At 56.0% G+C, this 15,475-nt stretch carries 9 protein-coding genes; all 9 read right to left on the reverse strand.

Annotated features, from left to right (window positions below):
* Nucleotides 1-37: 37 nt before the first annotated feature.
* The 9 genes from K1558_RS05930 to K1558_RS05970 all read right to left on the reverse strand — a co-directional run bounded on the left by K1558_RS05930 (nt 38) and on the right by K1558_RS05970 (nt 15,444).
* Nucleotides 38-2,821 carry a polysaccharide lyase family 8 super-sandwich domain-containing protein gene (locus K1558_RS05930; RefSeq protein WP_238650460.1) on the reverse strand — a complete coding sequence of 928 codons (2,784 nt, stop codon included), beginning with the start codon at nt 2,819-2,821 and terminating at the stop codon, nt 38-40.
* 81 nt (nt 2,822-2,902) lie between these two features.
* Nucleotides 2,903-3,943 carry a leucine-rich repeat domain-containing protein gene (locus tag K1558_RS05935; protein ID WP_238650461.1) on the reverse strand — a complete coding sequence of 347 codons (1,041 nt, stop codon included), beginning with the start codon at nt 3,941-3,943 and terminating at the stop codon, nt 2,903-2,905.
* An 83-nt stretch (nt 3,944-4,026) separates the two neighbouring features.
* Nucleotides 4,027-6,315, reverse strand: a complete 2,289-nt coding sequence (locus tag K1558_RS05940) for a polysaccharide lyase 8 family protein (protein WP_238650462.1) — start codon at nt 6,313-6,315, stop codon at nt 4,027-4,029.
* Nucleotides 6,316-6,739: 424 nt separating this feature from the next.
* On the reverse strand, nt 6,740-8,893 hold the full coding sequence (locus K1558_RS05945) for a GH92 family glycosyl hydrolase (RefSeq protein WP_238650463.1): 2,154 nt from the start codon (nt 8,891-8,893) through the stop codon (nt 6,740-6,742).
* Nucleotides 8,894-8,932: 39 nt separating this feature from the next.
* Nucleotides 8,933-10,036 (reverse strand): glycoside hydrolase family 88 protein, encoded by a 1,104-nt coding sequence (locus K1558_RS05950; RefSeq protein WP_238650464.1) that lies wholly within the window; start codon nt 10,034-10,036, stop codon nt 8,933-8,935.
* An 86-nt stretch (nt 10,037-10,122) separates the two neighbouring features.
* Nucleotides 10,123-11,703: an ABC transporter substrate-binding protein gene (locus K1558_RS05955; RefSeq protein ID WP_238650465.1), complete on the reverse strand. Its 1,581-nt coding sequence runs from the start codon at nt 11,701-11,703 to the stop codon at nt 10,123-10,125.
* A 75-nt stretch (nt 11,704-11,778) separates the two neighbouring features.
* Nucleotides 11,779-12,690 carry a carbohydrate ABC transporter permease gene (locus K1558_RS05960; protein WP_238650466.1) on the reverse strand — a complete coding sequence of 304 codons (912 nt, stop codon included), beginning with the start codon at nt 12,688-12,690 and terminating at the stop codon, nt 11,779-11,781.
* A 19-nt stretch (nt 12,691-12,709) separates the two neighbouring features.
* A complete protein-coding gene (locus K1558_RS05965; protein WP_238650467.1) occupies nt 12,710-13,645 on the reverse strand; it encodes an ABC transporter permease in 936 nt (311 codons plus the stop codon).
* A 104-nt stretch (nt 13,646-13,749) separates the two neighbouring features.
* Nucleotides 13,750-15,444: a sensor histidine kinase gene (locus K1558_RS05970; RefSeq protein WP_238650468.1), complete on the reverse strand. Its 1,695-nt coding sequence runs from the start codon at nt 15,442-15,444 to the stop codon at nt 13,750-13,752.
* Between the last annotated feature and the right edge of the window lie 31 nt (nt 15,445-15,475).

Consider the following 15,475-nt stretch of genomic DNA (forward strand, 5'->3'; position numbering starts at 1 on the left):
AGAGGCCCATGCACAATCGCTTGGGCCTCTCTGTTATTTAAGGATTCCGCACCCACCTCACCGCATCGGCAGTAACATACCCGGTCGTTCCATTATTACGGATGGTCACACTCCCGGAGGTGCCTGCGGCGAAGGAATAGGTACCGAGCAGATTCCAGATTCCGCCGTTCGCAGTCTGGTCAATAGTCAGCGTTGCCGTCCCTCCGGCATGAACGATTTCGATTGGAACCGCAGTTGACCGGTTAAAATGCTGCGGCCACATCATATAGACGCTGTAGGTAGCCGTAGCGGGCAGGTCGGGGGTGAACGTTACACTTTTGCTGCCCTTGCCGCTGTTGTCATCATGCAGATAATTGATCCCGTAGCGGTCGGTCTGCACCGCTGCGGTCTTCCAGCTTCCCGTCTTCAGCACCCCGGTGCTGTCGTTATTGTCTACGATCACCTCTTCGCCAGGGAGAGTAGGAGGCGTACCGCTGCCCAGGTCGAATGAAGCCTTGAACGTCTTGCCTTTGGCTGCGCTGACATTCACCGCTAATCGGATCGTCGGGCTTAATTGAGTAACTGTAACCCCTGAATCTGCTGTATATCCGCTTGCCGAACGGTCCAGCTCCACTTCGATTACGCCGGTCCCCGTTTGTGTCGGATCACTGAGAGAGAACTCCAGTGTATCCTCTGTTTCTCTGGTCATGACCGAAGCTTTCTTGTTGACGGTAATCAGATCAGCTGAGCTTGTGCCATCCTCCCAGAAGTTCGCGCCGATGATGCCCAGCTCCTTCTCGCGTACCGCTTGCACACCGGAGGAGTTCGCCAACACTTCAATATCTGGAGCAGCAGCGTAGGCAGCCACTTGCGGAGCCGACTTACCCGGAAGCAGCACGTACCGATATTCCCCGCCCGCCGGGTTAATCCCGTGATTCAACCATAAAGTCATATAATTGCGGGTAACGGGAGTGGACGGCGTGACCGGGCGGGGGTTGATCTGCTTCCAGTTGCCGGTTCTGGCCTCTCGCTTCATGGCAAGCGGAACCGGTTGTGGAAAATAATATCCGGTATCCGCACCCGCCGTACTGCCGGACAGATGAGCCCATTCTACCTGGTCCAGAGTTCCTGTTCCTCCTAATGCGGAAGACTGAACTTCACCGTTCACAGTGAGCGTATTGCTGCCCGCCGCATTCAGCTTCCGGTTCTCGACGATCGTCTCCACCGCCTTATTGTCTGTACTGTTAATCCCTGAGCCAAGCGCCACGATTTCATCGTCGAACATGAACCATGATTTTCTCGCGTTAAGATCATGATCCCCGTACTTCAGCTCCATGCCGGAGACGCCATACAGATTCTGCATATCGGTGCCGCCGGTCCACTGCCTGGTGCTGGTGTGGCTGCCGGAGGAGGTCTGGGACAGCACCGTTGTTCCCGGCAGCCTGTAATTATCTACGGTCGGCCAGTAGTCACCGCTGTATTGGCCAAGATCACTGTTGTATAAGCTGGTCATTCCAGCGGAGGTATGCCAGGCTTTGGCGTTCTCGCTGTTAATCGCTTCATAGCTGGCGATCCGGCTGGAATACATCGCCAGTCCGAAGCTGTAGCCCGGCCGGTGCTGGACCGCCCGGTCCATCGCCGCGAACTGCTTGTAGCTGATCAGCTCCGCCGCAGGTTCGATGGCCGGTTCACTGCTGATGCTTTTGGCCAGAGCAAGGATGGGAACGGGTGCATCTTCATAAAATGACTTGAAGGTATCCGACAGGATCCAGCCCTTCAGCATCCGCTTATAATCACCTGCTTGCGCAGGCGGCGCAGTTCGGGATAAGCTCAAAATGCCCTGCATCACCCGATGGCCCGCATCGTGATCCTGGCTATAATTCCTGGAGATCTCCCGGCCTCGTACCATGTCCATGATAGCGCCCTTGTACATCACCGGCTGATATGCGTTGTACACCCATTCCCATACATTAGACTGCTTGGGATCGGTCACCTGCCAGGAAGAACCGTGAAGCATTCCCATCAGATCACTGACGGCCAGCAGCAAATCAATACCGTAACCTCCCGTGTAGGGGATATTGTTATGCTGAATGAAGGAACCATCCCGGTAGAAGCCGTCTCCGCTCAGCGTATAATTGAAGACAGAGGACAGCCCGTCGCGGGCGGCCGCGATCTTGCTGCCGTCTTTGACCAGAATACCCCGCTCGCCGACCACCATCGCCTTCCAGGTGCGGTTGGCTCCGGTCAGGGTAACAGATGGCGAGAAGCGCTCCACGGCTGTCATATAATTCGCGACTTGCGCCGGACTTAGGGAGTCGTACATCAGCACCGTTATATCGTTAAGCTGCAAAGGAATGCCGATCTGCCAATCCCACCAGTTGCTTGTTCCGCTGGCAACCGGCGTGACCCCCTCATGGTATCTGGTGGCGTACATATAATCGAGGGCAGCCACAATATCATTGCCAAGCAAGCTGTCTTCATAGAGAGCGGTACCCGAAGTCGCATAGGCGAGCGCCATGGTCTTCAGCCGTTCATAGGTCACCCGGATATGAATGGAATTCCCGGTTCCGGGATTATCGCTCCACAGATAGGTGCGGCCCGCTGCGGTATTCATCGTCTGCCAATAACCATTCGCTTCATTGGTCAGCTTGGTAAGGGCTGCGGCAATATCCGGATCTGCAGCATCCAGAGAACTGCCCCCTGTAAGCAGGACTTTCCGGTTCTCCCGTATTCCGTCGAACTCATCGGCAGCGCGGGCGCGTTCCGCGACTCCGCCAATTCCACTGACTGACAACAACAGTACCAGCAAGACGAGACAGCTTTTGATCAGGATTCTCCTCATTCGGTATCCCTCCTCTTAATTAAGCGCTTTCATTTATTCTGCTGAGCAAGCCGCACGATCTGCGGCCTGTATCATGTATGCCTAGTACATTTCATAGATCAGCTCAGGGTCCAGCTCCCTCTCTGAGTCAAACGCTGCATAAATGCAGAGCCGGCCCGCCGGCGTGTCCCCGGCATCATAGCCGATGCGGAAGGAACCGTCAGCAGCGAAGATGAGCTCAGCCAGCTCCAGCTCATTCACATCTTCATCCGGATGGGCACCGGCAATCTGTTGCAATACGCGGTCAAGCAGCTTGTCCAGTTCAGCCCATACCTTTTGAATCTGAGAGGTTAAGCGCTCCGCTTCCGTCTTGGTCTTAACCTCTGCTGTCACAGGAAGCTCATGGCCCGAATAGGAAAAAGCTGCGCTATAGCATGTGAAGGTATTGTCATACCGCAAGGTTCCGACACCCTCCACCTCATGATCGGGCTGGATGATGAGATTATTGGCATAATCCAGCTCCGTAAGCTGCGGGTTATGGCTCGTATCCAATTCCGTCAATTTGTTCTCCGAGCAATAGAGCTTGGTTAACTGCTTATTGCGGCTGAGGTCCAGACTAGTAAGATGATTATTGAAGCAACGCAGACTCGTTAGTTGCGGCTGGTTACTGACATTCAAGCTGGTCAGATGATTATGATTGCAACGGATTTCAAAGAGTAAAGTACACTCTGCGATATTCAGAGTAATGATATAATTGCTGCTGCAATCGAGCTGCTGCAGTGCTGTATTGTGCTCAAGGTTAAGTTCATGCAGCGAGTTATAGGAACATGTGAGTACCGTGAGTCCGGGATTATTGCTTAAATCCAATCCCGATATCATATTCTCCTGACACTCCAGCTTCTCCAGCCTGGTGTTCCGGCTGAGGTCCAGCGTACGGAGGCTGTTCCGGCTGCAATCCAGCTCCTCAAGCGCTGTGAAGTGTCCGATTCCTTCAAGACTTGAGAAGTCACGGCTGGCTAGCTCCAGTGTGGCCACGGCGTCAGTGTCGCTGTTGTAAATCGCTTCCCGGCCGCCACAGAAGTTGTCCCTTACGAACTGCCTAAACCGTTCATCTGTGAAATCATTGGTAATCTCAACCTGCATGGTTATCCCCCTCTAAGATCGATGGGATTATTCTACCATATCCGGCATAGCCCTTCACTTCAGAGAGAGATTACCCGGGATGTTCAGCACCCGAACTCCGCATGGAACGAGGCTCCCCCGGCACCTTCAGGGTCGAACCGCAGTCTCACCTTGCCCGCTTCAGCCTGTTGTACCGTGATCCGCTCTGACTTGCTGACGACCCGGGGAAGGGGATTATCCCGGCCTCCCTCTGTTCCAGCCCCAAGACGATTGCCCATCCCGATCTCAATCTCCACCGGACGGCGCTGCTTCTGAGTCGGATCAGCCACCGCCAGGCTCCAGCCAGCCGGATGCCAGTGTATAATCACAGTGGCCTGACTGCTGCAAGCAATTCCAGCGCTTCTATACCAGTCCGGTTGCCAGAAATGCACCGCTGTGATCCCTCTTTCGGAGTCTTCAACCGCATGGGCTTGACCGCTGCGTTCCACAATCCGCAGGCTCGGTGACTCAGCGAAGCTTGCCGTTGCCGCCTCACTGTATTCGGGCAGCAGCACATAGGCATATTGCGCGGCTTGCGGCGCTGCTCCATGATCGAACCAGATCGTCTGATAGGACCGTTCCAAGCGCTGAGCTGATCCCGCCGCATGATTTGCCTTCCAGCTCCCTTGCCGGTGTTCGCGCAATGCATATACCGTGCTTTTTACAGGAAAAAAGATCCCAATATCCGCGCGCCCGGCACTTCCTCTCATATGCATCCACTTAGGCTGAAGCGTCTCCATGTGCCCGGCGGTCCGGCAAATCTTCGTTCCGTCTGCTGTAATCACATCGCCCACGCCCGGGCTGCACCTCCGGTTGTCTATGATCGTCTCTACCGCAGCCGGACCATGGCTCTGAATTTCCGAGCCTAAACATACGACCCTGTCTCCCAACAGAAACCAGCTGAGCCGCCCGGTCAACCCGCCGGATGCATGTACAACATCCTCCAGTTCCATCGCTACCGCTCCATACTTGTTATGCAGCACCGCCCCGCCCACGAAATCCCGGCTGCTTGGGCGGCCTGCTCCGGCTCCATCCTTCAGCAAGGTCTTCGTGACAGTAGTCCCGGGCAGCCGATAGGGATCTACCGTCGGCCAGTATCCGTCTGAATATTGTCCAAGGTCACTATTATATAGAAGGGACATGCCATACGAAGTGTACCAGCCCTTCAGATTCTCCTGATTGATAGATTCATAGCTGTACATCCGGCTGGAGAACATGCTGATCGAGTAGAGGAATCCCGGACCGCGCAGCACCGCCCGGTCCATCCGGGCAAACAGCTTGCAGCAGGTCTCTTCCGGGGCGGGCGGTATGCGTTCATTGTCTAGCAGATCGATAGCTTGAGCTGCCGTATCCGGCGGCGCTGCTGTAATATACGGTTTATACGTATCTGCTATGATCCACTCTTTGGCTCTGGAGAGCAGCCGGAGCTGCTCCGGCCCTTCCAATATCCGCGAGAAGCGCAGGCAGGCGGTGATGACAGAATGCCCGCTCTCATGATTCTGCGACTCCTCCCGCGAGATTTCCCGGCCGCTCACCATATCCGGCATCACTCCCCTGAACATCAGCGGCACAAAAGAATGCTCCATCCACCGGGCCGTCATCTCCTGTGCTGCGGCGGGCAATGCCCAAGGGGTATCATGGAGCCATACCATCAAACGGACAAGGTCCTGCAACAGGGATACGCCGTACCCGCCCGTATACGCATAGTGGTTATGCTGGATGAAGGAGCCGTCCTCATAGAAGCCATCCCCTTCACTTGCATAGGTGAACAGGGGAAGCAGCGCATTCCGGGCCGCGAGTAGCCCCTCTCCGTCTTGCCGGATCACCGCAGCAAGCGCGGACGCTGTAACTTTCCAGACCAGATTCGCTCCGGTAGACGGCTGGACCTCCGCCGCGAACCACCGGGCATGAAGCGCCGGATCTCCTACATATTTGTCTACGGGCAGAAGCAGACGCTCAACCCATTCGGCATCCAGCGCTTCCCCCATAAGCAGCAGCGTCTCCAGCAGGGCAATCGGCACACCGATCTCCCAGAACCACCAGTTGCCGTATGGCGGGCAGAACTCGTTGTACCTGTGCGTATACAGCCATTCCAGACCATAGGTAATCTGATCCCGTAATCCGGCATCCTTGTAACAAGGACTCCCGGGAGACCTCAGCGTTATAGCCATCTCCCTCAAACGGCTGATGATCATCAACGTATCCGCAGCATTCTCAGCATAAGGAATATCGGCCCAGAGCAGCTCCTGCTGATAGAGCATCGTCTTCTGTGCATCGCGCACCCGCTTCAGCGGCTCAGGTGACAGCGTAGACCCGGCTACCGATTGCAGCCATTTGCCGGCTAAGCTCCGCATGGTAACACCTCCTTGCACCGGCTAGTACTACACTATAGAGTCCAAACAGATGCGAAAAACCGAACACATTGCGCCCGTGAGCCGGTACGTGGTCCAATGTATGCGAAAAACCGAACACATTACCCTCGCGAGCCGGTGTGTGGTCCAATGTATGCGAAAAACCGAACACATTGCGCCCGCGAGCGGTGTGTGGTCCCAATGTATGCGAAAAACCGAACACATTGCGCCCGTGAGCCGGTGTGTGGTCCAATGTATGCGAAAAACCGAACACATTACGCCCGCGAGCCGGTGTGTGGTCCAATGTATGCGAAAAACCGAACATATTGCGCCCGCGAGCCGGTGTGTGGTCCAATGTGGTCCAATGTTCGTCTTACTTTCCGGTTCAAAAAATTAAACCTGACGATGTACTAGTCCAATCTATGTGCTATGTGCGCTGCTCCCGCTCCGCCAGCGGCGAAGGCGGAACCCTTCTGCCCCACTCTCCGGCATCCGGTCCAAGCTCCAGTACAAGGGTGCCGCCGCCCGCAATCTCTTCATGGCGGACCCAGGCCCGGTCCAAGGCCTGCCCGTTCAGAGCCGCAGAGCGGATGTACCGGCTGCCCGAAGCGTCCACTTCGCCGTGAACCTCTATCGTTAGCGGCACTTCCTTCCCCTTCGCTCCCAGCAACAGAGTCGTCCGCTGGAACAACGGTGGAACAAGGAAGTAGAGGTCCTGGCCCATCAAGGGATAGAGTCCCATGGCCGAACAGATGAAGAAGGCACTTTGGCAGCCCATATCCTCGTTATCCCCCAGCCCGTCACGCGCTGCCCGGAAGTATTGCTCCAGACATTCTCTCACCCGGTCTGCCGCACGGTCGGGTCTGCCTGCATAGATATACAGATAAGGAATATGCAGCATCGTTTCCTTGGAGTTATAGAAGCCCCCATCAAAAAAATAGTCCAAATGCCGGACAAAGGCCTCCGCTCCGCCATGCCGCTCCACCAGTCCATGAAAGTCATGATGCGTGCTGAACGACCATTGCAGTCCTGTGCCCTCGTAGAAGTAGGGATCATTCCAGGAATCCGGCAGGCAGGATTCTGGATCAAAGGAACTCACCCATTCCCCGTCCGGCCGCCGGGGTGCGAAGGAGCGCAGATCCTCCCGCCACAGATTCCACAGCTTCCGCGAGCTGTCATAGTACTCCGCTGCCGTCTCCTCCTGCCCAAGCTCCTCGGCTAACCGGCCGATACACCAGTCCTGATAGGCATATTCCATATGGCGGGAGACGCAGTTCTTCTTCACGTTCGTAGACAAGTAGCCTAAGGCGTGGTAATCCTGCAGATGACGGCCATAGAGCCAGGTGTCCGGGGACTGCACCTCATTATTTTTGCGCATCTGCTTCAGGGCCTTCGCATAGTCGATCCCCTCCAGCTTCTTCAGCGCCGCTTCACAGAACAGAATATCGGCGGAGCTTCCGCCTTGAATCATCGCGCTATGCCCCATGATCCAGGCGTCCGGCAGCCAGCCGGTGTGATCCGCGATGTCCAGCAGACAGTTCAGAATATCCGCTTCCAGCTGCGGATCAAGCAGGGTAATCAGCGAATTGGCATTCCTGACACTGTCCCAGAGCGCATAGAGATCGGTAAAATGCCGCACCCCCGATTCCCAGGCGAAGTTCTCATCGTCTACGCCCAGATCACTGGGCATACAGAACAGGCGGGTCATCAGGGTGTAGAACAGCCGGGTATGCTCCAGGCTTCCCCCTTCCACCGTAACTCTGCTCAGCTTATCCTCCCAGATGCTGCCTGCCGCCTCGCGAATGTCATCGAAACCTGCAGAGGCTTCCCGGTCCACACTGGTTCTGGCCTTGCCGACACTTACATAAGAAATGCCAGTCTTCGCCACCAGCGTTCCGCAGGCTCCGAAGCTCAGCGAAGCCCGGCAATGGGGCCCATCCACAGAAGAGCCTAAGCGCACTCCGCCCGCATCCATCAGCAGCACGTTCTCTATCGGCCGATCGAACCGGATATAGAAATAAACGGAGTAAGGGAATTCATGCCCCCAGCCCCCGCGCAGGTCGGAGCGGCCGGCAAGCTCATAGGCAGACAACACCTCAATATAACCGCCGGTCGAGAGTCCGGTCGTCTTCCCGGGTTCATCCCCGCCCACCTGGATAACCGATCCAGCGTCAATCAGCAGGCCTGCCGGTTCACCAGCCGGATAAGTATACCGGTGGATTCCGGTCCGCATCGTACTGGTTAATTCAGCCCGGATAGCCGCCGGAAGCAGCTCTACGCGATAATAGCCTGCTTCGGCATGCTCCTCCCCCTTCACATAAGGGTCGATTTGAAACCGGGGCATTCCCGTGTATGGGGTGAAGCCGACATTGCCGTACCGCCCGCCGCCCCCGGTCCCGCTGACATGTGTATGGCTGAACCGGATAACCGGCCGCGAGCTGTCGTAGCCATGGGATAGCTGGGGCGGCAGAGTGTCCGGGCCCAGCCGGACGATGCTGTTCGGCAGATAAGGTCCGCACAGGCAGTTATTCTCCCCGTCCACGCCAATAAAAGGATCTACATACTCCACTCTTCTTGTCACCCTAAGCTGTACCTCCTTTCAGACCTGAAGCCCTTCGTATTACCAAAAGATTTCGCGCTCTCCCTTCAGCTTCAGCAGCGCCTCCAGGAAGAAATAATCCCCGTAGATGATCGGAATCTCGACTTCCGCATTCGCCGGGAAGCTGCCTGTTCCTTTAGTGATCAGCGCTTCCTCCTCCGGGCTGTCCGGTGCGTAATGGCGGAACAGCGATTCCGTGATGGCAGCTCCGAGCTGCCGGTAGTGTGCGGACACTTCGCCCTCCAGCAGCCCGGCGATTTCCAGCATCCCGCTGGCTGCACAGGCTGCTGCCGTGGAGTCCTTGGCCCATAGCTGATCTGCCGGGGCGCGGAAATCCCAGGGCGGCACCAGATCCTCCGGCAAATGGGCGGCGAAATAATCCGCTGCCGCTCTGGCGGCATTCAAGAAACGAATGTCCCCCGTATAGCGGAACCCGATCGCAAACCCGTAGATCGCCCAGGCCGATCCGCGCGACCAGGCCGAGTCCGGGCTGTACCCTTGTCCGCCCAGCGCCTCGATCCGCTCACCCGACTCGGGATCGAAGCGGACGATATGATGCACCGAGCCGTCCTCACGGATGAACTCCCGCAGCGCCATCTCCGAATGGGCGACAGCAATATGCCGGTACCGCGGGTCCTGCAGCTCTTCGCTGGCCCAGTAGAGCAGTCCCAGATTCATCATGCAATCGATGATCGCCAGCCCTTCACTGCCTTCATGCAGCCAGGCCCGGATGAAATTCCCCTTCAGGTTGAACCGGCTGGCCAGATGGCTGGCCGCAATCAGTCCTCTTCTGCGGGACAGCCGGTTACCGGTCAGCTTGTAATCAGCCACTGCCGACGGGCTCCAGAGGAAGCCGTTATCATGGTGGAGCTGTTCATACTCCTGCAGCGGCACATCCAGCTGCTCCTCGCAGCGCCCGGCAATGCTCCGGTATTCCTCATCGCCCGTGGCACGGTAAGCCAGCCAGAGGATTCCCGGCCAGAATCCGTTGGTCCAGCAGTCCAGGTCGCGCGCATCATATTTCCCGCCGTAGGAGGCATTCGGGAAGGTGGCTCCGATTCTGCTCCGGGTATGGCTCAATTTGCTCTGGGCATAGTCCCAGGCCTCGTTAATCCAGGTCTCCATTGTTTCTTCTCTCCATTTCTCTTATACAGTGAGGGAGGCAGAAAGCCCTCATAATAACAGACCTCCTGCCTCTTCTCCACCGTCAACTATTGCGCTGCCTTCCAGGCATCAATCTGCGTCTGCAATTCTGTCTTGACCTTCTCAATCCCGGCCTTCTTCAATTTCTCGTTACGTTCCTCCAGCATCTTGGCCGGGTCAGGAATTGCACCCGTGCTGGCCGCCCGGTATTCACCAATGACCGAGGTAAGCTGGGTAATCTCGTTCTTCACCGGCGTCTCGTCGAACACGAAGCCTAACAGCGGAGAGCGCTTCGCTTCATCATTGAATGTTTTCCAGCTTGTATACAGATCATCCGGCTGGCCCGGCTTGAGATAATTGAGCAGCTGGTTGCCGATGACCCAGAACAATGCTGTGCTGCCATACCCGGAATCGGCAATCGGCTCGATCCGGTTCTCGCCGACCTTCTTGTAATGGGTACCTTCGATGCCGTTAACGAACAGGTTCACAGCATACGGGTCAGTATGCAGCGCATTCAGAACCATCATCGCCCGTTCCGGGTCCTTGGAGGTGCGGGAGATGGAGAACATGGACCCGGCCGCCAGGTCCGTGGTCACGATAGGCTCTTCAATCACCTTGGACACAAAATCATATTTATTGTCCGAGGCGATTTTCAGCTCAATATCTGCGCCCGGCTTCCAGACCGCCTGCTGCATCCAGATCTTGCCCTGCTTGCGTAAGTCACCGATCTCTGTCGTTGTAGTCGCCGCATCGCTGTTGATGTAACCCTTCTCGTAATAACTGCGGTTCAGCTCATACTCCGCTTTGGCAATCGCGGAAATTTCAGGATCAACCACTGACTTAATCTGGATGTTATCCGTATTCGTATAGTCGTATAAGAACAATGGAATCTTGTTCGGCGTCGGCCCGATGGCGCGGAAGTTCGAGCGGGTCTCATACATCATGCCTTCGCCCGACTCCTTGATGAAGTCCAAAATCAACTCCGGCTCCTTCTCCTTCAGCAGCTTGAACCAGGGCTCAAAGTCCGACATCGTCTTGATGTCCTCAATCGGGATATTGTACTTGTCGACGATATCCTTTCGGTACGTGTAGGCCTTACCCTGGGTAATCTCTTTGTTGGTCGGAATGCCGAACAGCTTGCCTTTGTAGCGCGGAGCCTCCAGATAGATCGGATTCAGGTTCTCTGTGATGCCCTGCCCATACTTGGCCAGCAGATCATCGAGATCCAGGAAGGCACCCTTGGCTACATTGCCGAAGAAATTGAGCCAGGAGGCGGTAAACACCAGATCCATCGGCTCCCCGGCATTCAGCATCAGCTCTGTCTTCTGCTTGTATTCGCTGGAGGCAATCGGCTGAAGATCGACGGTCGCATTGAACTTCTCCTTGAAATACTCGCTGAGCTTGGCTTCAACCACCGCATCATCCCGCTGCGGCGCACCGAAGTAGATAATGGACACCTCGTAAGGCTTCAGAGCCTCTGAAGTACTGGCAGGCGCTGAAGCAGACGCACCGCCTGTTCCGCCCTCCCCGGCAGTAGCCGCCGGCGCGGAGGCTCCCCCGTTATTGCCGCCGGAGCACGCCTGCAAGGATAAGGCCAGCACCAGAAGCATCGCCGTGAATAGCGGTTTGCGCTTTTTTACCTTTGTCATATTAACCCTCCCCTAGTTGTTCAAGCTTATATATAGAACGGCAGCAGACAATGCTGATTGCCGGTTCCACCACGCTTAACCCTTCACTGCCCCAACCGTCAGGCCCTTAACAAAATACTTCTGAAAGAACGGATACGCCACCAGAATCGGCCCCATCCCGATCACCGCCATCGCCATTTGCAGCGATTCATTCGGAAGATTCTTCATCATGCCCGGATTCTGGGCGGCCAGCTCGACATTGCTGCGCAGGTACTGCACATCGTTCAGGACACGCATCATCAGATATTGCAGCGGATATTTATCCTCGCTGGTGATGTACAGGAGCGCATTGAACCAGTCATTCCAGTAACCGATCGTACTGAACAACGCCATGGTCGCCAGCACCGGCAGCGAGAGCGGCAGCACAATCCGCAGGAAGATTCGCAGCTCACCCGCACCGTCAATCCGTGCCGATTCAATCACCGCCGGATGAATGGTGGTCTGGAAGAAGGTCCGCATAATGATAACGTTGAACGGTACGATCAGCATCGGCAGAATCAAGGCCATATAGGTATCCTTAATATGCAGCACCTGGGTGTAGATCAGATACCGGCTGACCATCCCGCCATTGAACAGCATGGTGAAGAACAGAAAGAACGTAAATACGTTACGGAACGGATAATCCGCCCGGGAGATGGGATAGGCATACAGGGCCATAAGCAGCACACTGACCGCCGTGCCGAGCACCGTGATGGTGAAGCTCACGCGGTAGCCCGACACAATCGTCACCCAATCCTTGAAAATCATCTCATAGGCAATGAACGACCACTTGTCCGGAAGAAAGCTGTATCCTTGCGTCAGAATCGACTGCCCGTCTGTGAACGAGACGATAATCACCAGCAGCACCGGCAGGAAGCACAGCAGGGAGAGAATGACGAAGGCCAGGTTCAGCAATACATTGGAAGCGGCCGAGTTGCCGCCGGGGGAATAACTGGAGTTGCTGTTCATGAGGGTTCTCCCTTCTTCATTAGAATAGTGCCTGTTCACGGTCGATTCTCCGCACGATGCTGTTCGTCGCAATGACCATGATGAAGCCGACAACAGACTGCACAAGCGCCGTGGCCGAGGACATGCCGATATCGTTCAATTGCATCAGGGCGCGGTAGACATAGGTATCCACGGTATCCGTTACGGGGTATAGCGCCCCGGAATTCATAGGCACCTGGAAGAACAGTCCGAAGTCGGAGCTGAAGATGCTGCCCATCGACAGAATCGTCATAATAATAATGACCGGCCGGATAAAAGGGAGCGTGATATGCGTAATCTGCTTCCACTTCGAAGCCCCGTCGATCAGCGCCGCCTCATAATACTCCGGATCAATGCCGGCAATCGCCGCGATATAGATGACCGCCCCGAAGCCTGCGTGCTTCCAGGCATTGACGAAGACGAGGATATACGGCCAATACTCTTTTTCCGAATACCAGAAGACCGGGTCCTGCCCGAAGGCCTTGAGGATGGTGGCATTAATAAAGCCGTGATCCGGCTGGAGGAAAGCGTATACAAGATAGCTCACCACCACCATCGACAGGAAGTGCGGCAGGATAATGAAGCTCTGGTACACCTTCGCCAGCAGCCGCCGCCGGATCTCATTGATGGCTACCGCAATCGACACCGACAGCACCAGGTTCAGGATCATGAAGGTCAGGCTGTACAGCAGCGTGTTGCGCACAATCCGCCACATATCCCCCGAAGAGAACAGGAAGCTGAAGTTATCCAGCCCCACCCAGGGACTGCCCCAGATCCCGTCCATATAATTCACATTTTTAAAAGCAATAAATATGCCGAACATCGGCAGATAGCTGTGGGCCAGCAGAACAAGCACCGCCGGCAGCAGCATCAGCGTCAGCGCCTTGTACTTCCACAGGGCATGGATGAATCTTGAGAATCCAGTGGCTCTACTCATGGTCCATTACTCCTTTCATGGACTCATTATAGAACGATCCGCCCCCCGCTTCGATGATGCATTCCCGTATAAATGTGATCTTTTATAAGTCCGTTCCGGTTATCTCAGACTCCGCCCGGCTTCAGCGGCAAGGTAATCACCGCCCGTGTCCACCCGTCCCCGCTCCGCTCATAGCTCAGCCCGTAAGTCTCCCCGTAATGGAGCCGGATGCGCTGATGCACGTTCCTGATCCCGTATCCTTTGGCACTCTGCTCTTCTTCCAGAATGGTCTTAAGCTCCGCCAGATCTACCGGCAGATGCCCGTTATCCTCTACGGTGAAGCGCAGCATGCCCTCCGCCTGCACCGCCGAGACCCGGATCTCTCCTTCTCCATCCATGCCGCGCACGCCGTGAAGAATGGCGTTCTCAATCAGCGGCTGAATGATCACCTTGGGCGTCTCAAAGTCCAGCAAGGTATCGTCAATCTGCCACCGGACCTCAAACGTATCCGGGTAACGCTTGGTCTGAAGCCGGGTGTATGCCTGTGCATGCTCCAGCTCCTCACCGACTGTAATCATCTTCCGCCCCCGGCTCAGGCCGATCCGCAGCAGCATCGACAGGTCGCGGACCATTTCGCCGACCTCGGTATTGCCGCTGTCCAGCGCGTACCAATAGATCGAATCGAGAGTGTTGTACAGATAATGCGGGGTAATCTGGGACTGGAGCATGAGCAGCTCGTATTCCTTCTGCTTCAGCTGCATCCCGTAATTCTCTTCAATCGAATGGTCCAGCCTGCGCGTCATTCGGACGAAGGAGCCCTGGAGAATGCCGAATTCATCCTGGCGCAGCGCTTCCTCGGACAGCGGCAGCTTTACGCCGGGCTCATAGATCTTCATCACCGAGACCAGCTCGACCACCGGCCTCACCACAAGTCTTACCAAATAGAGGACAAAGGTCAGCACGAACGCCAAGAAAATGAACGAGATCACCACCAGCAGCCGCTGAAACCAGATGAGCTTGCCGGTGATGGATTCTAACGGGATTTTGTACAATAATCGGGTGTGGAATCTGGAGCTGTCCGAGTAGGCATAGAGCCATTCCTCCCCGCCCTCTTGCGCAAAGGTATAGCCATAAGGGACATCCGGTTCGAGGTGCTTGCCAAGCTCGCCGGGGATAAGGCCGCCTGTGCCGGTGGACATCAGCAGCTCTCCGCTGGTGTTGAACAGGAATGCCCCGGCAGCGGCGGGCAGCTCCACCGAGACCAGGTCACGGGTCAGCATGACCTCTATCTTGTTGACGGCCAGCAGGCCGATCACTTCATTATAATTACGGGGATTCAGAATACTGCGCATGAAGGAGATGGTGGTCTCGCCGCTCCCGGACGGCATGACGCGCAGCGCCCCTGCGCCGCTGACATCCATCAGACTGACGTTAGGATCGGGCAAGCCGCCGCTGAACCCGTCCAGGTATTTGAAGCCTTTGGTCTTGTAGGACAGATCGAACGGCGTTGCCCTGCGCTCAATATTTTTCATATATATGGCATATTCCGTCCCTCCGGTGGACCAGCTGTCCAGAATATTGTCGGCCTGCCGGATCTCATTCAAGGTGTCAATTCCGGTCCAGAAGCTGTACCCTTCCGGGTTGCTGAAGAACTGGCTGTCGAGCAAGGTTATCGTCCGGTCATTCACCGCAGACAGGGTCTTATCAATCGTGACATGATTCTGCTTGACCAGCTGCAGGGTCGTACCGCCGACCTCCTCCTTGATGGTGTTCAGCGCCACATAAGCAGAGACCCAGCCCACCACGATAAACGGCAGCACGATGCACAGCAGGAACGCCAGAATGACCTTA

It is taken from the genome of Paenibacillus piscarius (assembly GCF_022234545.1).
In the GTDB taxonomy this organism is placed as follows: Bacteria; Bacillota; Bacilli; order Paenibacillales; family Paenibacillaceae; genus Paenibacillus_AQ; species Paenibacillus_AQ piscarius.